The organism is Pseudomonas entomophila (assembly GCF_029193575.1).
GTDB classification, from domain to species: Bacteria; Pseudomonadota; Gammaproteobacteria; order Pseudomonadales; family Pseudomonadaceae; genus Aquipseudomonas; species Aquipseudomonas entomophila_G.
This window is the reverse complement of sequence record NZ_JARGCS010000030.1, coordinates 152,354-174,704: the sequence shown is the minus strand read 5'-3', so window position 1 is coordinate 174,704 and position 22,351 is coordinate 152,354. Positions and strand designations below refer to the sequence as shown.

20 protein-coding genes and 1 pseudogene are annotated in these 22,351 nt (G+C 66.0%); 13 read left to right on the top strand and 8 right to left on the bottom strand.

From position 1 onward, the window contains the following. Positions 1-44 precede the first annotated feature (44 nt). The 3 genes from P0Y43_RS14050 to P0Y43_RS14040 form a co-directional block, all read right to left on the bottom strand. Positions 45-1,325 carry a serine/threonine transporter gene (locus tag P0Y43_RS14050; protein ID WP_275637852.1) on the bottom strand — a complete coding sequence of 427 codons (1,281 nt, stop codon included), beginning with the start codon at positions 1,323-1,325 and terminating at the stop codon, positions 45-47. 284 nt (positions 1,326-1,609) lie between these two features. Continuing rightward, positions 1,610-2,809: an aromatic amino acid transaminase gene (locus tag P0Y43_RS14045; RefSeq protein WP_275637851.1), complete on the bottom strand. Its 1,200-nt coding sequence runs from the start codon at positions 2,807-2,809 to the stop codon at positions 1,610-1,612. A 140-nt stretch (positions 2,810-2,949) separates the two neighbouring features. Further along, positions 2,950-3,975 carry an Ldh family oxidoreductase gene (locus P0Y43_RS14040; RefSeq protein WP_275637850.1) on the bottom strand — a complete coding sequence of 342 codons (1,026 nt, stop codon included), beginning with the start codon at positions 3,973-3,975 and terminating at the stop codon, positions 2,950-2,952. A gap of 446 nt (positions 3,976-4,421) precedes the next feature. Here P0Y43_RS14040 and P0Y43_RS14035 point away from each other — a divergent pair, with 446 nt between their 5' ends. The 5 genes from P0Y43_RS14035 (at position 4,422) to P0Y43_RS14015 (ending at position 11,368) form a co-directional block, all read left to right on the top strand. Then, entirely contained in the window at positions 4,422-5,234 is an 813-nt protein-coding gene (locus P0Y43_RS14035; protein ID WP_275637849.1) for a gamma-glutamyl-gamma-aminobutyrate hydrolase family protein, read from the top strand. Positions 5,235-5,665: 431 nt separating this feature from the next. Continuing rightward, positions 5,666-6,577: a 5-dehydro-4-deoxyglucarate dehydratase gene (gene kdgD / locus P0Y43_RS14030; protein ID WP_275637848.1), complete on the top strand. Its 912-nt coding sequence runs from the start codon at positions 5,666-5,668 to the stop codon at positions 6,575-6,577. 106 nt (positions 6,578-6,683) lie between these two features. After that, positions 6,684-8,045: an MFS transporter gene (locus tag P0Y43_RS14025; RefSeq protein WP_275637847.1), complete on the top strand. Its 1,362-nt coding sequence runs from the start codon at positions 6,684-6,686 to the stop codon at positions 8,043-8,045. 66 nt (positions 8,046-8,111) lie between these two features. After that, positions 8,112-9,665: a galactarate dehydratase gene (gene garD / locus P0Y43_RS14020; protein WP_275637846.1), complete on the top strand. Its 1,554-nt coding sequence runs from the start codon at positions 8,112-8,114 to the stop codon at positions 9,663-9,665. 122 nt (positions 9,666-9,787) lie between these two features. Continuing rightward, a complete protein-coding gene (locus P0Y43_RS14015; protein ID WP_275637845.1) occupies positions 9,788-11,368 on the top strand; it encodes an aldehyde dehydrogenase (NADP(+)) in 1,581 nt (526 codons plus the stop codon). Positions 11,369-11,468: 100 nt separating this feature from the next. Here the strand turns inward: P0Y43_RS14015 and P0Y43_RS14010 are convergent, their stop codons facing one another. Continuing rightward, positions 11,469-12,218: a FadR/GntR family transcriptional regulator gene (locus tag P0Y43_RS14010; protein ID WP_275637844.1), complete on the bottom strand. Its 750-nt coding sequence runs from the start codon at positions 12,216-12,218 to the stop codon at positions 11,469-11,471. A gap of 207 nt (positions 12,219-12,425) precedes the next feature. Between P0Y43_RS14010 and P0Y43_RS14005 the strand changes: the two genes are divergently transcribed. Continuing rightward, the gene (locus tag P0Y43_RS14005; protein ID WP_275637843.1) at positions 12,426-12,755 is read left to right on the top strand and encodes a hypothetical protein; all 330 of its coding nucleotides are present in this window, start codon (positions 12,426-12,428) and stop codon (positions 12,753-12,755) included. A gap of 94 nt (positions 12,756-12,849) precedes the next feature. Here P0Y43_RS14005 and P0Y43_RS14000 read toward each other — a convergent pair. The 3 genes and pseudogenes from P0Y43_RS14000 to P0Y43_RS13990 all read right to left on the bottom strand — a co-directional run bounded on the left by P0Y43_RS14000 (position 12,850) and on the right by P0Y43_RS13990 (position 15,098). Then, positions 12,850-14,063, bottom strand: a pseudogene (locus P0Y43_RS14000) (YeeE/YedE family protein). A gap of 58 nt (positions 14,064-14,121) precedes the next feature. Continuing rightward, the gene (gene ykgO / locus P0Y43_RS13995) at positions 14,122-14,268 is read right to left on the bottom strand and encodes a type B 50S ribosomal protein L36 (RefSeq protein WP_023632134.1); all 147 of its coding nucleotides are present in this window, start codon (positions 14,266-14,268) and stop codon (positions 14,122-14,124) included. 77 nt (positions 14,269-14,345) lie between these two features. Further along, positions 14,346-15,098: a methyltransferase domain-containing protein gene (locus tag P0Y43_RS13990; protein ID WP_275637842.1), complete on the bottom strand. Its 753-nt coding sequence runs from the start codon at positions 15,096-15,098 to the stop codon at positions 14,346-14,348. A gap of 167 nt (positions 15,099-15,265) precedes the next feature. Here P0Y43_RS13990 and P0Y43_RS13985 point away from each other — a divergent pair, with 167 nt between their 5' ends. Next, positions 15,266-15,934 (top strand): class I SAM-dependent methyltransferase, encoded by a 669-nt coding sequence (locus tag P0Y43_RS13985; RefSeq protein ID WP_275637841.1) that lies wholly within the window; start codon positions 15,266-15,268, stop codon positions 15,932-15,934. On the opposite strand, the gene P0Y43_RS13980 is transcribed toward P0Y43_RS13985, so the two are convergent. Further along, positions 15,935-16,828, bottom strand: coding sequence for a hypothetical protein (locus tag P0Y43_RS13980; RefSeq protein WP_275637840.1), 894 nt, complete (start codon positions 16,826-16,828; stop codon positions 15,935-15,937). A 205-nt stretch (positions 16,829-17,033) separates the two neighbouring features. Here P0Y43_RS13980 and P0Y43_RS13975 point away from each other — a divergent pair, with 205 nt between their 5' ends. From P0Y43_RS13975 to P0Y43_RS13950, 6 genes are all read left to right on the top strand, one after another. Continuing rightward, positions 17,034-18,014 (top strand): aliphatic sulfonate ABC transporter substrate-binding protein, encoded by a 981-nt coding sequence (locus tag P0Y43_RS13975; protein ID WP_275637839.1) that lies wholly within the window; start codon positions 17,034-17,036, stop codon positions 18,012-18,014. Between the two features lie 10 nt (positions 18,015-18,024). Next, positions 18,025-19,416, top strand: coding sequence for an LLM class flavin-dependent oxidoreductase (locus P0Y43_RS13970; protein ID WP_275637838.1), 1,392 nt, complete (start codon positions 18,025-18,027; stop codon positions 19,414-19,416). A 106-nt stretch (positions 19,417-19,522) separates the two neighbouring features. Next, a complete protein-coding gene (locus P0Y43_RS13965; RefSeq protein WP_275637837.1) occupies positions 19,523-20,359 on the top strand; it encodes a bifunctional allantoicase/(S)-ureidoglycine aminohydrolase in 837 nt (278 codons plus the stop codon). A 163-nt stretch (positions 20,360-20,522) separates the two neighbouring features. Continuing rightward, on the top strand, positions 20,523-21,122 hold the full coding sequence (locus P0Y43_RS13960) for an START domain-containing protein (RefSeq protein ID WP_430540251.1): 600 nt from the start codon (positions 20,523-20,525) through the stop codon (positions 21,120-21,122). Positions 21,123-21,347: 225 nt separating this feature from the next. After that, positions 21,348-21,635, top strand: a complete 288-nt coding sequence (locus tag P0Y43_RS13955) for a hypothetical protein (RefSeq protein WP_275637835.1) — start codon at positions 21,348-21,350, stop codon at positions 21,633-21,635. Between the two features lie 86 nt (positions 21,636-21,721). Then, positions 21,722-22,333, top strand: coding sequence for a Yip1 family protein (locus P0Y43_RS13950; protein ID WP_275637834.1), 612 nt, complete (start codon positions 21,722-21,724; stop codon positions 22,331-22,333). Positions 22,334-22,351: the final 18 nt, after the last annotated feature.

Here is a 22,351-nt window from a genome sequence, read left to right as displayed (position 1 = left end):
CGCTACGCGCTGAAGCCACCCGCAGCTCGTGGCTCGAAGCTGCGTCACCCGACCAGGCCGTACACGACCGAACTCAGGGCCACCAGGCCGATGACCACGACGAACACGTTGGACAGCGCCCCACCGTACTTGCGCATCGACGGCACGCGGCGGATGGCATACATCGGCATCAGGAACAGCAGCACGGCGAGGATCGGCCCGCCCAGCGACTCGATCATGCCGAGGATGCTCGGGTTGAGGGTGGCGACGGCCCAGCACACCACCAGCATCAGGCCGGCGACGGTACGGTCCAACGCCTTGGCGCCCGGGCGCAGGCCAGCCTTGGCGATGATGCCCTTGAGGCCTTCGCTGGCACCGATGTAATGACCGAGGAACGACTTGGCGATGGCGATGAAGGCGATCAGCGGTGCGGCAAAGGCGATGGTCGGGTTGCTGAAGTGGTTCGCCAGGTAGGACAGAATCGACAGGTTCTGCGCCTTGGCCTCGGCCAGCTGGGCGCTGGTCAGGGTCAGCACGCAACTGAAGACGAAGAACAGCACCATGACGACCATCAGCACGTGAGCACGGGCCAGGATCTGCCCGCTGCGCTCATCGGCATGGGCGCCGTAGCGGCGTTTCTGGTCAACAGCGAAGGCCGAAATGATCGGTGAGTGGTTGAACGAAAACACCATCACCGGGATCGCCAGCCACACGGTGTGCAGGAACGCCGAGCCCGACGGCAGTTGGCTGGCGGTATCGAGAATGCCGCCGCTCCAGTGCGGCACCAGGTACAGCGCCAGCAGCGCCAGGGCGACGATGAACGGGTACACCAGCAGGCTCATGACCTTCACGGTGGCCTGCTCGCCGCAACGGACGATGGCCAACAGGCCCAGGATCAGCACGAACGACAGGATGGCCCGTGGCGGTGGCGTCATGTGCAGTTGGTGCTCCATGAAGCTGGTCACGGTGTTGGTCAGGGCCACGCTGTAGATCAGTAGGATCGGGAAGATGGCGAAGAAGTACAGCAGGGTGATCAGTGCGCCGGCCTTGATGCCGAAATGCTCCTCGACGACCTGGGTGATGTCACCCTCGCCGCGCCCGGACAGCACGAAACGCGTCAGCGCGCGGTGCGCGTAGTAGGTCATCGGGAAAGCCAACAGGGCCAGGATCAACAACGGCCAGAAGCCGCCAAGGCCGGCGTTGATCGGCAGGAACAACGTACCTGCGCCGATGGCCGTACCGAACAGGCCCAGCATCCAGGTGGTGTCTTGACGTGACCAACTGCCGAGCGCGGCTTGTTGGGTCGATTCGAAGCGTTGCTCGACGCTTTGGGCCTGCTCATTCATTCCGGGTGCAACTCCACTCGCAAGACTGCAACAGGCTGAGAGTGGCGAAATAGAAGCCTCACGCCACCTCAACCGAAAAAGAGGGGCGCGATTGTGCATTCAAAGGGTGCACTTTGAAAGCCCCATCCGAGGGACGGTTGCACCTTTTCCGTGCACAAAAGCATCGCGGGGCAACCCCACTCCCACAGGTTCTGCGCCGACTGAGTGAACGGCACCTTACCTGTGGGAGCAGGCTTGCCCCGCGATTGCAATTGGCCAGCCGCGTCGGGCGCCTGGCCGTTACGTCAGCCCTTCTGCACCGCCGCGAACGCCTCGGCCACTCGGCGCAGGTTGGCTGGACGCAGGCCCGACATGCACACCCGGCCGCTGTCGATCAGGTACACGCCGAACTCGTCACGCAGGCGACGCACCTGCTCGACGCTGAACCCGGTGTAGCTGAACATGCCGCGCTGACGCAGGAAGAACTGGAAGTCCTGGCCCGGCAACAGCTCAGCCAGGGCGTCGACCAGGCCCTGGCGCATGTCGAGGATGCGCTTGCGCATGACTTCGACTTCCGCCACCCACTGGGCATTCAGGCCCGCATCGCCGAGCACGCCGGCCACCAACTGGGCGCCGTGGCTGGGCGGGCTGGAGTAGTTGCGGCGCACGGTGGCCTTGAGTTGGCCCAGCACGCTCTGGGCACTGTCGACGTCGTCGCTGACCACCGACAGGCCTCCTACCCGCTCGCCGTACAGCGAGAAGATCTTCGAGAACGAGTTGCTCACCAGGCATGGCACGCCGGCCCGGGCCATCTCGCGGATGGCATAGGCATCCTCGGCCAGGCCTTCGCCGAAGCCTTGGTAGGCGATGTCGAGGAACGGGATCAGCTCACGCGCCTTGACCACTTCCACCACCTGTTGCCACTGGCTCTGGTCGAGGTCGACGCCGGTGGGGTTGTGGCAGCACGGGTGCAGCAGGACGATGCTGTTCTTGGAAAGGGTTTGCAGGGTCGCCAGCATGCCGGCGAAGTCCACCCCGCGCGTGGCGCTGTCGAAGTACGGGTAGGTGTGGACCTTGAAGCCCGCACCTTCGAAGATCGCCCGGTGGTTGTCCCAAGTCGGGTTGCTGACCCATACCTCGGACTGCGGGAAGTAGCGTTTGAGGAAGTCGGCACCGACCTTCAGCGCGCCGGAGCCGCCGACGGTTTGCACGGTGGCGACGCGCCCACCGGTCACGGCCGGATGGTCGGCGCCGAACAGCAGAGCCTGGATGGCCTGGCGGTAGCTGGCCAGGCCTTCCATCGGCAGGTACAGGGAGGCTTCGTGGGGCTGGTCGGCCAGGCGCTTCTCCACCTCGCCCACCGCCGCCAGTTGCGGCACCACGCCGGCTTCGTCGTAGTACAAGCCGATACTCAGGTTGACCTTGTCGGCACGGGGGTCGGCCTTGAAGGTCTCCATCAGCGAGAGAATCGGGTCGCCGGCATAGGCATCGACATGTTTGAACACAGCGCACAGCTCCTTGGATCAGGACAGTTCGGGAAAGGCTGCCCAGAGAATACCCGCAGTGAAGGCGCAGGAACATCATTGAATGTGCAAGGTGTGCGTGCAGGGTTGCATACCTCTCAGGCCGTGGCCGGCATTCCAGCTCAGCCCGCCAGGTCCTTGAGCCCCTGCAACTCCGATTCCGTCACCGCCACCCCTTCCCTATGTGCCACCGCCCGCTCACGGAACCGCCGCTCCCCCGGCAGGCGCGACAACCCTACCGCCTGCATCTGCGCCACCAGTTCACGGCTGCGCTGAGCGAAGCGCCCGCCTTCGCCCTTGCTCGGGTCGATGACAATGACCAACTGCCCGCTCCACGGCGTCTTCGCGCCTGGGTGCCCCGACCAGTCGAACTCCCACGAGAAGTGCCCGCCAGTGAGCGCCGCCGCCAGCAGTTCGACCATCATCGACAGCGCCGAGCCCTTGTGCCCGCCGAACGGCAACAGCGCGCCGCCTTCGAGAATGGCCTTGGGGTCGGTGGTCGGCTGGCCGTCGGCGTCCACGCCGATGCCAGGCGGCAACTGCTCGCCCTGGCGCGCGGCGATCTGCACGTCACCGTGGGCCATGGCGCTGGTGGCCATGTCGAAGACGATGGGATCGCTGCCCTCGCACGGCGCGGCGAAGGCAATGGGGTTGGTGCCGAACAGCGGCTTGCGGGCGCCGTGGGGCACCACGCAGGTCATGCTGTTGACCACGCTCAGGGCCACCAGGCCCTGCTCGGCGAAAGGCTCGACGTCAGGCCAGAGGGCGGCGAAGTGGTGGGAGTTGTGGATGGCCAACACGGCGATGCCAGCGCTGCGCGCCTTTTCCACCAACAATGCCCGCGCGGCGGCCAGGGCCGGCTGGGCGAAGCCGCCGGCGGCGTCGACCCGCACGAAGCCCGGCGCCACGTCGCTGACCTTGGGCAGGGCCTGGCCATCGACCCAGCCGCTGGCCAAGGTCGAGACATAACCGGGGATGCGAAACACGCCATGGCTGTGGGCGCCGTCGCGCTGGGCGCTGGCGCAGTTGTGGGCGAGCGCCGCGGCCACCGGTTCGGCGCAGCCGTGGCGTTGGAAGATGCGTTGCAACAGCCCCTGCAATTCAGCGAACGGCACGCGCACGACAGGGCGGGTGGAGGGTGCGGACATCTGAAGCTCCTTTTATTGGAATTGGCGTGGCTACAGCGTGTGCATGGCGGGCACTTTCCGATGGTGTCTCGGGCACTGTCAAATTTCAGCAGGTCCGGCCCTATCGCAGGGCAAACCCGCGATAGGGCCGCCTCGACCCATCGACATTGCATCCACGCAATGACCCAACTGCGTCGTTAAATATTATTGACCGATGCCCACACCAAACCCTTGCCGCCTCAGGCTTACAGCGCTCAAAGCCCCCTGGAATAGGTGATTTGACCGCAGGAGCCGACGCGCCAGTCGTTTGACATATCGAACGGCTCTGGCAAGCTAGGAAGCATGTCCCGACCGGAATCGCAGCCTGCGAGGCGCGCCGGCAGTGCTCGGGGCTTCAGGTGACGCAACAGGCCACAGGCCGCGCACCTGCACAACAACGACAGGTCGAACCTGTCCCAAGGTGACATATGTCCAACAGCAACATTGGCAACAAGAACCAGACCCCGCGCAAACCCGTCGTGCTGATGACCATGGGCACCCAGGAGCGCAAAGGCCATGATTACCAGGTCATGACCCACAAATACATCACCCCGCTGGTCGAATTCGCCGACTGCGTTCCGGTCCTCGTCCCCACCTGCTGCGGCACCGAGGACCTCGAGGCCTACCTCGACATGGCCGACGGCATCTACCTGACCGGCGCCGGCAGCAACATCGACCCGGCCTTGTACGGCCAGGAGAACGAAACCCCCGGCAAGGCCCAGGACAAGGACCGCGACCTGTTCGACATCCCCCTGGTGCAACTGGCCATCGCCCGCGGCCTGCCGATTTTCGGCATCTGCCGTGGCATGCAGGAAATCAACGTCGCGCTGGGCGGCGACATCTACCAGAAGGTCTACGCCGAACCCGGTTTCAACGACCACCGGGAAAACCCCGAAGACCCGGTGGACGTGCAGTACGCCGCGGCACATGGCGTGAAGATCAAGCCCGGCAGCTGGCTGCGTGAAACCCTGGGTAGCGACGAGATCCGCGTCAACTCGCTGCATGGCCAGGGCCTGCGCAATCTAGGTGAAGGCATCGAGCCCATCGCCCACGCCGAGGACGGCCTGGTCGAGGCGATCCACGCCCCGAGCCTCTCGCCCTTCCTGTTCGCGGTGCAGTGGCACCCAGAGTGGCAGGCAGCGAAAAACCCGGACTCCATCAAGATGTTCCAGGCCTTCGGCGACGCCTGCCGCGCCCAGGTCCGCAAGGCCCAGGCCAACAAGCGCCACCTGGCGGCCTGACACCTCGCTTCGTTAGCTTCGATCGCGGGGCGGCGCAATACCGCCCCCGCTTCCCCGGTCACCCTCTGCTGGTCCCAGAACATTTCCCGTGGAAGCGGGCGGCGGGCTTGTGCCTGTCTCCGCGATCTTTTTTACCCCCACCAAGAGATACGATGACTGATCAGCATCAATTGCCTGGTCGGCGTTCTTGGCTGCCTGCTCGGGCCCAATCGCGGAGCGCGCCCTCCTACAGGGACAGTGTCGTTCCTGTGAATGGCGGGCACCTGTAGGAGCAGGCTTGCCCCGCGATTGGGCCGAATCGAACACCCCGCCACTCATCCCCTGCGCAAAAATTTCCCTATCCAGGACTAGTCATCGTACAAGTTGTACGATAACTTACCTCTCACTTGGTCTTCACACCTCTCCAAGCGCCCCACAGGATGCCTACAACAATGACCCCACAAGAATTGCAATCCATCCTCTCCCACGGCCTGCTGTCGTTCCCTGTCACCGACTTCAATGCCCAGGGCGACTTCAACCCCGCCGGCTACGCCAAGCGCCTGGAATGGCTCGCGCCCTACGGTGCCAGTGCCCTGTTCGCCGCCGGCGGCACCGGAGAGTTCTTCTCCCTCGCCGCCAGTGAATACCGCCAGGTGATCAAGACCGCCGTCGACACCTGCGCCCGCTCCGTACCCATTCTCGCCGGTGTCGGTGGCGCCACCCGCCAGGCTATCGAATACGCCCAGGAAGCCGAGCGCCTGGGCGCCAAAGGCCTGCTGCTGCTGCCCCACTACCTCACCGAAGCCAGCCAGGATGGCGTCGCCGCCCACGTCGAGGCGGTGTGCAATTCGGTGAGCATCGGCGTGGTGGTGTACAACCGCAACGTCTGCCGCCTCAACGCCGCGCAGCTTGAACACCTGGCTGAACGCTGCCCGAACCTGATCGGCTACAAGGACGGCCTGGGCGACATCGAGCTGATGGTGTCGATTCGTCGCCGCCTCGGCGAGCGCTTCAGCTACCTGGGTGGCCTGCCTACCGCCGAGGTGTATGCTGCCGCCTACAAGGCACTTGGCGTGCCGGTCTACTCCTCGGCCGTGTTCAACTTCGTGCCCAAGACCGCGATGGACTTCTACAACGCCATCGCCCGCGACGACCACGCCACCGTGGCCAGGCTGATCGACGACTTCTTCCTGCCGTACCTGGACATCCGCAACCGCAAGGCCGGTTACGCCGTGAGCATCGTCAAGGCCGGCGCCAAGCTCGCCGGCTATGACGCCGGCCCCGTGCGCACCCCGCTGACCGACCTGACCGACGAGGAATACCAGATGCTCGCCGCGCTGATGGACAAGATGGGCCCGCAATAAGCGTGTGGCCCACGCGGCCTGCCAATGCCGCGAACCGGAGCGACCACCCCGCTCCGGTCACAACCCGACAAGCCCGCACAACAATAACTAGTGGGAGAACACCAGCATGCAAGCGACGAAAAAGACGCATGTACGCTACCTGATCCTGTTCATGCTGTTCATCGTGACCACGATCAACTACGCCGACCGCGCCACCATCGCCATCGCCGGCTCCAGCCTGCAAAAAGACCTTGGCATCGACGCGGTCACCCTCGGCTATATCTTCTCCGCCTTCGGCTGGGCCTATGTGGCCGGGCAGATCCCCGGCGGCTGGCTGCTCGACCGCTTCGGCTCGAAGAACGTCTACGCCTTCAGCATCTTCACCTGGTCGCTGTTTACCCTGCTGCAAGGCTTCGTCGGCGGCCTGCCGGTGGCCTGGGCGGTGGTCACGCTGTTCACCCTGCGCTTCCTGGTCGGCTTCGCCGAAGCGCCGTCGTTCCCCGGCAACGCGCGGATCGTCGCGGCCTGGTTCCCCACCGCCGAACGCGGCACGGCCTCGGCGATCTTCAACTCGGCGCAGTACTTCGCCACCGCGCTGTTCGCCCCGCTGATGGGCTGGATCGTCTACACCTTCGGCTGGGAGCATGTGTTCATCGTCATGGGCGTGCTGGGCATCCTGTTCTCGATGGTCTGGCTCAAGACCATCTACAACCCGCGCCAGCACCCGCGCATCAGCCCGGTCGAGCTCGAGCACATCGAGCACAATGGCGGCCTGGTGGACATGGACCAGAAACGCACCAACGATGGCCCGAAATGGGGCTACATCAAGCAACTGCTGACCAGCCGCATGCTACTGGGCGTGTATTTGGGCCAGTACTGCATCAACGCCATCACCTACTTCTTCCTCACCTGGTTCCCGGTGTACCTGGTGCAGGAACGCGGCATGACTATCCTCAAGGCCGGTTTCATCGCTTCGCTGCCAGCGATCTGCGGCTTCATCGGCGGGGTGCTCGGCGGGGTGCTGTCGGACTGGCTGCTGCGCCGTGGCAACTCGCTGACCTTCTCGCGCAAGTTGCCGATCGTCTGCGGCCTGTTGCTGTCGACCTCCATGGTCTTCTGCAACTACGTCGAGGCCGAATGGATGGTGGTCGGCTTCATGACCCTGGCGTTCTTCGGCAAGGGCATCGGCGCGCTGGGCTGGGCGGTGGTCGCCGACACCTCGCCCAAGCAGATCGCCGGGCTGTCGGGCGGGCTGTTCAACACCTTCGGCAACATCGCCTCGATCACCACGCCGATCGTCATCGGCTACATCATCAGTGCCACCGGCTCGTTCAAGTGGGCGCTGCTGTACGTCGGCGCCAATGCCTTGGTGGCGGTGTTCAGCTACCTGGTGATCGTCGGCCCGATCAAGCGCATCGAGCTGCGCGAGGCACCCAAGCCCTCGCCCGCACCGGCCGCCAGCAGCGAACTGGCCGGCTCGCGCCACTGAGTTGGACACGCCCGCACCCGGCCCCGGCCAGGTGCGGGCAGATGAACAAGCCTGAGAGATAACGCCATGCAGTTGATCGAAACCGCCGAGTCGCCCCGCTACGTCCGCCTGCACGACGACGACAACGTCGTGGTGGTGGTCAACGATGGCGGCCTGGGTGAAGGCGCCCGTTTCGCCGATGGCCTGACCCTGGTCGAGGCCGTGCCGCAAAGCCACAAGGTGGCCACCGTCGACATCGCCCAGGGCGAGGCGGTGCGCCGCTACGGCCAGGTCATCGGTTATGCCCTGGAGCCCCTGCGCCGCGGCAGCTGGGTGCAGGAAACCCAACTGGCCATGCCCGCCGCGCCGGAACTCGACAGCCTGCCGCGCTGCGACGCCGTGCCCGCGGCCCTGCCACCGCTGGACGGCTTCACCTTCGAGGGCTACCGCAACGCCGACGGCACCGTAGGCACCCGCAACATCCTGGGCATCACCACCACCGTGCAGTGCGTCACCGGCGTGCTCGACCACGCGGTCAAGCGCATCCGTGAGGAGCTGCTGCCCAAGTACCCCCACGTCGACGACGTGGTCGCGCTCACCCACAGCTACGGCTGCGGCGTGGCGATCAACGCGCGCGATGCGTACATCCCCATCCGCACCGTGCGCAACCTGGCGCGCAACCCCAACCTGGGCGGCGAGGCGCTGGTCATCAGCCTGGGCTGCGAGAAGTTGCAGGCAGGGCAAGTGATGCACGACAACGACCCGTCGGTGGACCTCAGCGAGCCCTGGCTGTACCGCCTGCAGGACGCCAACCTGGGCTTCGCCGAAATGGTCGGGCAGATCATGGACCTGGCCGAGGCGCGCCTCAAGAAGCTCGACCAGCGCCGCCGCGAGACGGTGCAGGCCAGCGAGCTGATCCTCGGCATGCAATGCGGCGGAAGCGACGCGTTCTCCGGCATCACCGCCAACCCGGCGCTGGGCTTTGCCGCCGACCTGCTGGTGCGCGCCGGGGCCACGGTGATGTTCTCGGAAGTCACCGAGGTGCGCGATGCCATCTACATGCTCACCTCCCGCGCCGAAACCCCAGAGGTGGCCGAAGCGCTGGTGCGCGAGATGGACTGGTACGACCGCTACCTGCAACAGGGCGCCGCCGACCGCAGCGCCAACACCACGCCCGGCAACAAGAAGGGCGGTTTGTCGAACATCGTCGAGAAATCCTTGGGGTCGATCGTCAAGTCCGGCAGCGGCGCTATCCAAGGCGTGCTTGGCCCCGGTGAGCGGGTCAACCGCAAAGGCCTGATCTTCTGCGCCACCCCGGCCAGCGACTTCGTCTGCGGCACCCTGCAACTGGCTGCGGGCATGAACCTGCACGTATTCACCACCGGTCGCGGCACGCCTTATGGCCTGGCCATGGCGCCGGTGGTCAAGGTCTGCACCCGCAGCGAACTGGCGCAGCGCTGGCCCGACCTCATCGACATTGACGCAGGGCGCATCGCCACCGGGCGCGCGAGCATCGAGGAACTGGGCTGGGAGCTGTTCCACTACTACCTGGACGTCGCCAGCGGTCGCCAGCAGACCTGGGCCGAACGCCACAAGCTGCACAACGACATCACCCTGTTCAACCCAGCGCCCATCACCTGAAGCCCGCACCGCCCCTGTAGGCGCGGGCTTGCCCCGCGATAGCGTCAGCCGCAACACCTCGATTGCCTAGCCGGACGCCCGCGCCTACAGGGGGCTACCCATTACCTGACAGGAGCCCCCCCATGCCCGAGATCCTCGGCCACAACTTCATCGCCGGCCAGCGCAGCGCTACCGGCCAACAGTACCTGCACAGCCTGGACGCCAGTACCGGCGAGGCCCTGCCCTACAGCTTCGTGCAGGCCACCGATCAGGAAGTCGACCAGGCCGCCCGCGCGGCCGCTGCGGCCTTCGGGGAATTCCGCCAGCTGCCACCGGCACGCCGCGCCGAGTTCCTCGAGGCCATCGCTGCCGAACTGGACGAGTTGGATGACCGTTTCGTCGCCATCGTCTGCCGCGAAACCGCCCTGCCCGCCGCGCGCATCCAAGGCGAACGCGGCCGCACCAGCGGCCAGATGCGCCTGTTTGCCCAGGTACTGCGCCGTGGCGACTTCCTCGGCGCCCGCATCGATCGCGCCCTGCCCCAGCGCCAGCCATTGCCGCGCGTAGACCTGCGACAAATGCGCATCGGCGTCGGCCCGGTGGCGGTATTCGGCGCCAGCAACTTCCCGCTAGCCTTCTCCACTGCCGGTGGCGACACCGCCGCCGCCCTGGCCGCTGGCTGCCCGGTGGTGTTCAAGGCGCACAGCGGACATATGGCCACCGCCGACCTGGTGGCCTGCGCCATCCTGCGCGCCGCAGAGCGCACCGGCATGCCCAAGGGTGTGTTCAACATGGTCTTCGGTGGCGGCATCGGCGAGTGGCTGGTCAAGCACCCGGCGATCCAGGCGGTTGGCTTCACCGGTTCGCTGAAAGGCGGCGATGCGCTGTGCCGCATGGCCGCCGAGCGCCCGCAGCCGATCCCAGTGTTCGCCGAGATGTCGAGCATCAACCCGGTGATCGTCCTGCCTGCGGCCCTGGCCAAGCGCGGCGAGACCATCGCCCGCGAGCTGGCAGGTTCCGTGTGCCTGGGCGCCGGGCAATTCTGCACCAACCCTGGACTGGTGATCGGCTTGGCGTCACCGGCCTACCGCCAGTTGCTGGACGAACTGGGCGGGCACCTGGAACAGCAGGCCGGCCAGACGCTGCTCAACGCCGGCGGCCTGCGCAGCTATGTCGCCGGGCTCGAGCACCTGCGGACCCACGCCGGCATCCAGCACCTGGCTGGCCAGCCCCAACAAGGAGCCCAGGCCCGTGCCCAGCTGTTCAAGGCCGATGCGCGCCTGTTGGTAGAGGCTGACCCGCTGTTGCAAGAGGAGGTGTTCGGACCCACCACGGTGGCCGTCGAGGTGGCCGACGCTGAGCAACTGCGCGCCGCCTTGCTGGGCTTGCGTGGGCAACTGACCGCGACGCTGATTGGCGAGCCCGAGGACCTGGAGACATTCGCCTGGCTGGTGCCGCTGCTGGAAGAGAAGGTTGGGCGGATCCTGGTCAACGGCTACCCGACCGGTGTGGAGGTGTGCGATGCGATGGTGCATGGCGGGCCGTACCCGGCGACCTCCGATGCCCGGGGCACCTCGGTCGGCAGCCTGGCCATCGACCGCTTCCTGCGGCCGGTGTGCTATCAGAACTACCCGCAGGCATTGCTGCCGCAAGCCTTGCGCGATGGCAACCCGCTGGGGCTGCGGCGCCTGGTGGATGGGCAGTGGAGCGAGGGGGCGATTTGATCGTGCCCGCTAGCGAATAAAGACAAGCCCCGCGAAAGCGGGGCTTTTTCATGGGGTTTTGGAATGTCTGGGCGGGCTGCGCGATGGGGCGACACCGACCTCAGGCCCCTTGCGCCTCGGCCGCCTCATGCGCCTGGCGCAAGCGCTCGCGGCTATTGGCCAGGTGCATGCGCATGGCCATCTTCGCCCCTTCGCCATCACGCCGGGCGATGGCCTCGTAGATCGCCTCGTGCTCATGGCTCAAGCGGCTCATGTAGTGCGCCTGGTCGTCATGGGCCAGGCGCGCGGAATTCAGCCGGGTACGCGGGATGATGCTGGTGCCGAGGTGGTTGATGATGTCGGCGAAATAGTGGTTGCCGCTAGCCTGGGCGATGCGCAGGTGGAACTGGAAATCCGCCGACACCGCATCCGATGCGTGCGCGGCGCCTTCGTTGAGCTCATCCAGCGCCGCGCGCATGCCGGCCAATTCGTCGTCGCTGCGCCGCTGCGCGGCCAGGCCCGCCGACTCCACCTCCAAGGCGATGCGCAGCTCCAGCACCGCCAGCACCTCGCGCAAGGTCACGATGGTCGCAGGATCGATGCGAAAACCACCGGTGCTCGGCGCATCCAGCACAAAGGTGCCGATACCGTGGCGGGTCTCTACCTGCCCCGCCGCCTGCAGGCGCGAAATGGCCTCGCGGACCACGGTGCGGCTGACACCCTCCTCGGCCATGATCTGCGACTCGGTCGGCAGCTTGTCGCCGCGCTTGAGCTGGCCGCTGCGGATACGCTCGGTCAGCACCGTGACCAGTTCCTGCGCCAGACTGCGCGGCTTGCGCCGGGTCCGGGCCTGTACCTGTTGCTCTGTCATGCCGTGTACGTTTCGCTGTGAAAGACAGCCGCCATCATAGCGCAAGCAGTTGTACGATCACATACAGCCAACGGGGATTTCAGCCGCTGCGGCTCGGATGCAGCGCGCTCCGCGTTCGCGCCTCGCCCGCTGACGGCAATTTGCTGGCCCCCGAGGGTTTGAAGGGAGGGCAAACTCCCTTCTCCTTCAGTCGCTTAGGACAGCAACATGCGGGTATTTCTAGCCACCGTCGCCGGCTGTTTGCTGGCCACCGCCGCTTTCAGTGCCCAGGCTCGGGCCTTGAGCCAGAACGAACGCCAGGTCTGCGGCTGGGGTTCGCAGATCGCCGCCGAGGCCCAGCAAGCCAAGCTTTCCGGGGTAACGCTGTACGCCATGCGCAAGAAGCTGCAGGCGCGCAAGTTCCCCAAACCGTGGATGCGCATGACAGCGTTCGGCATCACCGAGCAGACCTACAACAGCCGATCGCAGCTCAAACCGGTGGCGATCAAGCAGACCTATTACGAGCAGTGCGCCCAACATGCAGTAGCAAAGCGTTGAAATTCAATTATTTAAAAGAAATTTATGAAGTGAATTAGAGAATAAGCGCCCAAAAAAAGCGGAGCCCCAAGGCTCCGCGTTCACTTCAATGGGCTCAGCACCCATTCAACACAGGCGCCCGCCGCTCACCCGCGAAGAACAACGGTCGCAACCGCACACCCGCCAGGTTGCCGATATAGGCTGCCACCAGCCAAAGCCAGCCATGCACGCTGCCCGAGGCGATCCCGCTGAAATACGCCCCGATGTTGCAGCCATAGGCCAACCGCGACCCGTATCCCAACAGCAGCCCACCGATCACCGCGGCCATCAGCGAGGCCAGCGGTATCTTCAGGCTCGGCGCAAAGCGACCGGCCAGCCCAGCCGCCAACAAGGCGCCAAGCACGATGCCAATGTCCATCACCGTGGTGATGTCCTGCCACAGCGGCGCAGCCAGCGCCTTGGCGTTGGCCGGCATCTGCCAGAACGCCCAACTGCCGACCTCGACACCCAACGCGCTCAGGGTCTTGGCGCCCCAAAGGGCGAAGGCCGAGGTGATGCCCCACGGGCGCCCGGCCAGGGCCAGGGTCGCGTAGTTCAACAGCGCTAGCGCGATCGCGCCCCACACCAGTGGCCAGGGGCCTCGCAAGAAGCGACGCAGGCCCTGGTGCTCACGGGTCTCCGGCGACGCCAAGGCGCCATGACGACGCTTCTCCAGGCGCACGGTGACCCAGGCAATCAGTGCGAACAGGGTCAGGTTGGCCAGCAGCGCGGGGCCGACACCCCAGACCTTCACCAGCGAGGTGGCCGGGAACGATGGCAGCGCAAACCACCAGTCAGCGTGGTGAGTGGCCGTGACCGAACCGATGATGAAGAACAGCAAGGTCACCAGCATCCGCGCGTTCCCCCCACCGACGGTGAACAAGGTGCCGGAGGCGCAGCCGCCCCCCAACTGCATGCCGATGCCGAAGATGAAGGCGCCGAACACCACCGAGACACCTGCCGGTGCCACCAGCCCAGTGACCGGGGAACCGAAAAGACTGCCGGCCGACAATGCCGGGAAGAACAGCAGCACTGCCAGCGCCAGCATCACCATTTGCGCGCGCAGCCCAGCACCGCGGCGCTCGACGATGAACACCCGCCACGCCGAGGTGAAGCCAAAGGCCGCGTGGTACAGGGTCAGCCCCAGGCAGCGCCCACGATCAGCAGCAGCACCTGCGTGAGGCCGGCATTGAGATTGAGGAACAAAGCCCCGGCCAAGAGCAAGGCCAGGGCGATCACAGGCGCGCCAACGCGGCGCGGTTCAGGTGTGGCGGTAGCGGAAAGACCCATCGTGATACTCGGATAACAATCGAACGGGCGGCGAGTATAGCGCCATGGGCCCTCGCCATCACCCGCGCTTCTTCTTCACTCCGCCCTGGCGCGCCTTGAAGCGCGGGTTGGACTTGCAGATCACGTAGATCCGCCCCCTGCGCTTGACCACCTGGCAATCCCGGTGACGACGCTTGGCTTGCTTGAGGGATGACAGCACTTGCATGACGGCTCTCCGTTTATGTAATAACATTACATTAACGAGAATCATTATTGTCTGACAACCCCCTTGCCTCTCGCTGGTCAGCGTTTAGACGCCCAGGCCCCGAATGCCATGTCGCCGATGTAGAGGCTCTGGGATTGCTGGCGCTCGGCATCCAGACGTGCCTGCAGCGTTTCAATGCCCACCTCGCGCGCGGTGGCCACCCCGTGAGCGATGATCCGTGGCAGGCAGGCGCGGATGATATCGCCCAGGCCATAAGGGCTATCAGGCGTCTGTACCAGGCATTCGGCACGCAGGCTCTGCACCTGCAGCCCGGCTTCGCTGAAAATGCGGTGCAGGTTGAAACCGATGTGCAGGTCGGCGCCTTCGTGGGCGATCATGCGTTGCAGCCACTTCTGCGCCTTGCGGTGCAGCGGGAAGGGTTCGAGGCTGGCCGGTGTGAGTGTGCTGTCGTGCTCCTGGAACACGATCACCCCGCCGGGCAGCAGCAGCCGTGCCAGGCCACGCACCGCCTTGACCGCATCAGGCTGATACATCAGCACGCGGCGGCCAACGATGGCGTCGAACAGGCCCAGCGACGCGGGCAAGTGGTAGAGGTCGCACTCGACGAACGAGGGTTGCGCCGCGCCGGACGCCACTTGGCGCTGGCGCGCGAAGTCCAGTGCCGGGGCCGACTGATCGATGCCGACCACCGCGCCATCGCGCTCGACCAGTTCGGCCAGGAGCAAGGAGACATCACCGTTGCCGCAGCCTACGTCCATTACACGCATGCCTTGGGTGATGCCGGCGTCGATCAACAGACGGGTGGTGAAATCGGTGTTCGAAAGTGCCATGCGCTGCTCCTCGATGCGAAGGGGCAGTGTGCCGGGGCTGTGCGTGCGAGACAATCCGTGGGGTATAAATGGCGGCCCTTCTCTTCGGGGCAAGCCCGCCGCTACAGAAGCGTCAGTGGCCTTCGATGCTCTACGCTGAAAGCGTCGACCCCACCAGGCCCAATGCCATGCCCTCGCCCACCTCCTCCCTGCTGCAAAGCTGGCACCACAATGCCCGCGCCTGGATCGAGACGATCCGCAACGGTCGCATCGAATCGCGCCAGCAGGTTACCGACCGCGCCATCCTGCTGGCCATCCTTGGCCAGCAGCCGGAACGTGTACTCGACCTGGGTTGCGGCGAAGGCTGGCTATTGCGCGCCCTGGCCGACCGGGGCATCGAGGCGGTCGGCGTCGACGGCGACCCGACACTGGTCGACGCCGCCAGAGCGGCCGGTTCAGCCGCGGTGCACCTGGCCACCTACGAGCAACTGGCCAACGCCAAGGTCGACGTCGGCCAGGGCTACGACCTGGTGTGCGCCAACTTCGCCCTGTTGCACCAGGACATCCTCCCGTTGCTCAACGCCCTGCATGCCCTGCTCGCTCCCGGGGGCGCACTGGCCATCCAGACCTTGCACCCCTGGAGCGTGGCCGCCGGCGACTATCAGGACGGCTGGCGCGAGGAGTCGTTCGACGGCTTCGAGGGTGACTGGCAGCCCATGCCCTGGTACTTCCGCACCCTGTCCAGTTGGCTCAACGCCCTGGACCTGGCCGGCTACACCCTGTCTAGCCTGCAGGAGCCGCAGCATCCGCAGAGCGCCATGCCGCAATCGCTGCTACTGGTGGCCCTGCGCAAATGATCAGTGCTGCTGTGCCAACTGCTCGCTGGCAGCCGCCTCGGGCGGGGTGAGTCGCAGCACCCGGTTGCGCCCCCCTTCGGCAAGCAGATAGCTCCCCTTGCCGTCCGGCACGATCGCCTGGGGCGCCTTGAGGAACGACAGCACCGTGTGGCGCTTGCCGTCGGCATCGATGCGCAGCAGCCGCGCGCGATGGGTGGAGTCTTCGCTGATCCACAGGCCCCGTGCATCGCAGAACAGGAACGTTGGGTTGCGCAGCCCCTCGACCAGCACCGGATCGTGGCCATCGTCACCCAGTGCGCGGACCGTGCCGGCGGCTTTTTCGGTATACAACAGGCGGCCATCAGCGCAACGCGTCAGGCCTTCGGTCTCGGTCAGGCCCGAGCGCAGCACATCGAGCTGGCCACTGCGCCAGTCGTAGCGCATCAGCCGGCCATTGCCCTTGCGGTCCTCAATGGCATAGAGGTGCTCGCCGTCGTTCCACAACCCTTGAACACTGTCACCTTCGAACAGCGCCGTGAGCTGACCATCGCGGGCCAGGCTTACGGGCGCGCGCCCGCCTTCCTGGCTGAACACCCAGCCGCCCTCGGCAGCGACCATCCCGTCGGGCTTGGACAGCCCCTCGACCAGCACCACACGGTCGCCCTGGGCGGTGATCTTGAGGATGCTGCCACGCCCATCGTCCAGTTCCCGACTGACCAACAGGCTACCGTCGGCCATCGGCAGCAGCGAAGCGGCCTTGGTCACCGAGCGGTGCAGCACCTGTACCTCCCAGCCCTCGGAGGCCTGCACCGGGTAGAAGCTCTGCCAGGCAAAGAACCCCAAGGCGCACGCCACCACCCCGGCACCGGCCGCCAGCCCCATACGGACCCCACGCATGCGCAAAATCTGAATCATTCACCGCTCCTCGTTCGAGCCGGCGATGCTAGCAATGTGATGTGAAAAAAATGTCGACCCCGCGAGAGAAACGCCCACTTCAAAAATCAAAAAGGATATAAAAATAATAAAACAATCTAACAAATTGGAATTAAAAAATTGAAAACCCCACCCCCTCCTCCTTACGCTGGGTGCACACTGCCCTAGCCCGCAAAGGAATCCCGTCATGCCCACCCGCGCCTTCTCCCCCCTGCGCCGCCTGCTGCTCGGCGGCCTGCTGGCCAGCCTCGCCAGTGCACTCCTGCCCTGGGCCGACGCCCTGGCCGACGACGCCAAGACCCTGCGCATCGGCTACCAGAAGTTCAACAGCATCAACATCCTCAAAAGCAGCGGTGCCCTGGAAAAAGCCCTGGCCGCACAAGGGGTGAAGGTCAGCTGGTACGAATTCGCCGCCGGCCCCCAGGTGCTCGAAGCCCTGAGCACCGGCGCCATCGACCTGGGCCATGCCGCCGACGCCCCGTCGGTGTTCGCCCAGGCCGCCGGCAAGCCTGTGGTGTACCTGGCGGCCGAACAGCCCTACCCGCGGGGCATCGGCCTGGTGGTGCGCGACCAGGACCACATCACCTCGGTGCAAGCCCTCAAGGGCAAGCGCGTGGCCACCGGTCGCGGCTGGAACGCCCAGTACCTGCTGGCCGTGGCCCTACAGGAAGCCGGCCTGAGCTACCAGGACATCACCCCCGCCTACGTCAATAACGCCGCCGACGCCGTGGCCGCCTTGCAGTCGGGCAGCGTCGAGGCGGTGACCCTGTGGGACCCCTTCCTCGCCGCCGCCGAGCACCAGCCGGGACTGAAGAACCTGCGCGACGGCAGCGGGCTGTCCAACAACCGTACCTTCTACCTCTCCACCGCCGCCTTCGCCGACCAACACCGCGAATGGTTGAAGACCTTCTTCGCCGAGCTGTCCAAGGCCACCCAATGGGCCAATGCCAAGCCGGCCGAGGTCGCCGCCCTGCTCGCACCGCAACTGGGGATCGGCGCCGACGTGCTGCAAGTGGCCAGCGAGCGGCGCAACTACAATGCCGTGGCCATCACCCCGCAGATCGTCGCCGAACAGCAGAAGCTCGCCGACACCTTCCAGGGCCTGGGCCTGATTCCGCGCAAGCTTGCGGTGGCCGATGCCGTCTACCCGGCCTCCGTCTTGCCCTGAGGAGCGTCGCATGCCACGCCCGATTCGCTTCAACGCCTTCAGCATGAACGCCGCCAGCCACCAGTCCCCTGGACTGTGGCGCCACCCACGCAACACCAGCGTGGCGTTCAACCGCCTCGACTATTGGACCGACCTGGCCCGCCTGCTTGAACGCGGCCTGTTCGATGGCCTGTTCATCGCCGACGTGCTGGGCATCTACGACGTCTACCAGGGCGGCCCCGAGGCAGCCCTGCGCGGCGGCGTGCAGGTGCCGGTCAATGATCCACTCCTGCTGGTTCCGGCCATGGCCGGGGTGACCCGGCACCTGGGCTTCGGCGTGACCTTCTCGCTCACCTACGAACACCCGTACCCCTTCGCCCGGCGCATGTCCACGCTCGACCACCTGACCGATGGCCGGGTGGGCTGGAACATCGTCACCGGCTACCTCGACAGCGCCGCACGCAACCTGGGCCTGTCGCGCCAGCTTGGCCACGACCAGCGCTACGACTTGGCCGAGGAATACCTGGAAGTGCTGTACAAGCTCTGGGAGCAGAGCTGGGAGGATGACGCGGTGCTGCTCGAACGCGACACCGGCCGTTACATCGAGCCGTCGCGCGTGCACCCGATCCAGCATGCCGGCGAACACTTCCAGGTGCCTGGCATGCACCTGTGCCAACCATCCCCCCAGCGGACCCCGGTGCTGTTCCAGGCCGGCGCCTCGGCGCGCGGCCAGCAGTTCGCCGCGCGCCATGCCGAATGCGTGTTCATCAGCGGGCCGACGCCAACCGTGCTGCGCCGCTACGCCGACGGCATCCGCCAGGCCAGCGAAGTCGCCGGGCGTGGACGCGACGAGGTACTGATCTACGCCCAAGCGCTGCTGATCGTCGCCGACACCCGCGAACAGGCCGAAGCGCGCTTCGCCGAATACCGCCGCTACGTCGACCTTGACGCCGCCCTGGCGCTGCTCTCGGGCTGGACCGGCATCGACTTCGCCGGCCTCGACCCGGACGCGCCCATCGAATACGTGGAGAACGACGCTGGCCGCGCGGCCCTGGCAGCCTTCACCGCCGCCGACCCGAACCGCCAGTGGACGGTGCGCGAAGCCGCCGAGTTCGTCGGCCTCGGCGGACGCGGCCCAGTGCTGCTGGGCTCACCCAGCGAAGTGGCCGACCAGCTGGAGACCTGGCTCGACCAGACCGGCATCGACGGCTTCAACCTCACCTATGCCGTGCAACCCGACGACCTGCGGCACGTCGTCGACCTGCTGGTGCCGGAGTTGCAGCGCCGGGGCCGCTACCCGCTGGCCTACCAGGACGGCACCTTGCGCCACAAGCTGTTCGGCCAAGGCGACCGATTGCCTGAAGGGCATGCCGGGCGCAGCGTACGCATTCAGTCACCAAATACCGAGTATTCCAACATTTAATTTGTGGATGGCGCAGGCTCGCCCCTATGCTGTTCGTGCATCCCCTGCGCCGCACCGGCCGGTGCGGTTCCCGGCACGGGGAGAGAACAACAAGTCGAGACTGTCCATGTCGAAATCCTCCTACTTCGCCCCCCACGGTGGGCACCCGGCTCAGACCGAGCTGCTGACTGACCGTGCCATGTTCACCGAAGCCTATGCCGTGATCCCCAAGGGTGTGATGCGTGACATCGTCACCAGCCACCTGCCGTTCTGGGACAAGATGCGCATGTGGGTCATCGCGCGCCCGCTGAGCGGCTTCGCCGAGACCTTCTCGCAGTACATCGTCGAAGTCGCCCCGGAAGGCGGCAGCGAGCGCCCTGAGCTGGACCCCAACGCCGAAGCGGTGCTGTTCGTGGTCGAGGGCGAGCTGGACATCACCCTGGAAGGCAAGCCACACACCCTGGCGCCAGGCGGTTACGCCTTCATCGCCCCGGGCGCTGAATGGAGCTTGCGCAACCACAGCAAGGCCAACGTCACCTTCCACTGGCTGCGCAAGCACTACCAGAAGGTCGAGGGCCTGGAAGTCCCGCCGTCCTTCGTCACCCACCGCGACAACGCCACGGTCATCGAGATGCCGGGCACCGAAGGCCGCTGGGTCACCACCCGCTTCGTCGACATGGCCGACATGCGCCACGACATGCACGTGAACATCGTGACCTTCCTGCCGGGCGGCGTGATCCCGTTCGCCGAGACCCACGTCATGGAGCACGGCCTGTACGTGCTGGAAGGCAAGGCGGTGTACCGCCTGAACCAGGACTGGGTCGAGGTCGAGGCCGGCGACTTCATGTGGCTGCGCGCCTTCTGCCCGCAAGCCTGCTACGCCGGTGGCCCAGGCCCGTTCAGCTACCTGCTGTACAAGGACGTCAACCGCCACGTGCACCTGACGCTCAACCCGCAGCGCTAAGGCCCGCAAGGCCGCTGCCCACAGGCCCAAGACAGGCCATTGTGGCAGCGGCCTTGTGTCGCGAAGGGGCTGCAAAGCAGCCCGACGCAGCAACCTTCATGACAGGCTTCATCCTCGCCGCGCATACTGGATTCCCCCTCCTTGCCGGCGCCCTCCCATGACCCTGCCCCGCCTGCTGTTCGCCCTGCTCCTGCTGCTGCCCGTCACGGCGCCGCGCGCCGACGACTGGCACATGGACACCCAGGCCCACGACATCGACGTCTACCTCGCCGACGTGCCGGGTTCCCCCTACAAGCAGTTCCGTGGCGTGACCCGCATCAAGGCCAGCGTACGCACCCTGACCGACCTGCAGGAAAACCTGCGCGTGGCCTGCAAGTGGTTGTACGCCTGCGAGCAGATGCGCCTGCTGGAGGTGGACGGCGACAGCACCTGGGTCTACCTCACCACCGACCTGCCCTGGCCGGCGCAGGCACGCGACATGGTGCTGCGGGTACGCAGCGAGCGGCTCGACGATGGCACCCTGGTGCGTCATCTGAGCGCCGACCCGGATAAGGTGCCGGTCGAGCCGGGGCTGATTCGCGTGCGCCAGCTGCACGGTGAGTGGATCATGAAGCCGATGGGCGAGAAGGACACCGAAGTGACCTACCAGCTGCAGGCCGACCCGGCCGGCGCGGTGCCAGGGTGGTTGGCCAATCGGTTCGTGGTGGATGCGCCGATGGTGACGCTGAAGACCCTGCGGGCGGTGGCGGAGCGTCAGCCCTGAGGCGTTTTGGTTTTGGCTGCCGGCCCTATCGCGGGGCGAGCCCACTCCCACAGGTACAGCGCAGCTCCCAGATATAGCGGGTAGGTGCGGGGCTCGCCCCGCGACAGGGCCGCCACCCCGCTAAAAAACTTTGAACATCCCAGCCCCGACAGCCTCAAAACAACGATGCACCGCGCCTTTCACCAGGAGCCCGCCCATGTGCAACGCCAACCGGCCACAGCAGCCATGAAAAAGCCCTGCCGCGCCCCCAGCAACAGCCTGCAACTGGACTACGTGCGCGATACCCTGTTCGGTCCGGTCGCCCTGAGCGTCGAGTGCCAAGTCCAACTGGCGGCCCTCAACCTACAAGGTCGCCCGGCGATGCGCCTGCACATCCTGCCGCCGCTGCCCGACAAGGTCGAGCGCGCCCACAGCGTCGCCTTCACCTGGGACGGGCGCACCTACCGCGGTGTGGTCCGCGACCACGGCAAATGCGGTGACGGTGGCCTGAACCTGCTGCTGGAACTGCAATAGGCGATCAACGGCGGCAAACCCGGGTGAACCTGCCGTGATCCACGCGTCTCCATACGCTAGAGGGCCCGCCCCTGGAGGAGACCGCCATGAACAGCCCCTTGCTCAAGCTCTTCACCCACCCCGCCGACGCCTGGCTGGATATCCGCCGCGCCGAGGAAGCCCACCCGCAACAATACCTGCCGCGCCTGCTGGCCCTGGCGCTGGTCCCGGCGCTGTGCCTGTTCGTCGGCACCACCACCTTCGGCTGGAGCCTGGCCGGCGAAGACAATGTGCGCCTAGGGCTGACCAGCGCCGCGCAGTTGGCTGGGCTGCTATACGCCACCACCGTGGTTGGCGTGATGCTCATGGGGGTGATGATTCGCTGGATGTCTCGCGGCTTCGACGCCGAACCCAGCCTGAACCAATGCATCGGCTTCGCCGCCTACTGCGCGACGCCATGGTTCTTGGCCGGGGTGGTGGGGCTGGTGCCCATGCGCTGGCTGGCGGTGCTGGTGCTGCTGGCCGCCTCGGCCTACGCCACCGTGCTGCTGTATGGCGGCTTGCAGACCTTCCTGCGCCTGCGCAAGGAGCAGGCGCTGCTGTTCTCGACCTGCGTGTGGGGCGTGGGGTTGTTGCTGCTGGTGACCATCCTAGTGTCGATGATCCTGTTCTGGTCTGGCTTGATGCCGGAATACGTGCGCCCGGCCAGCCTAGGCTGACCCCAGGCGCAGTAGCGC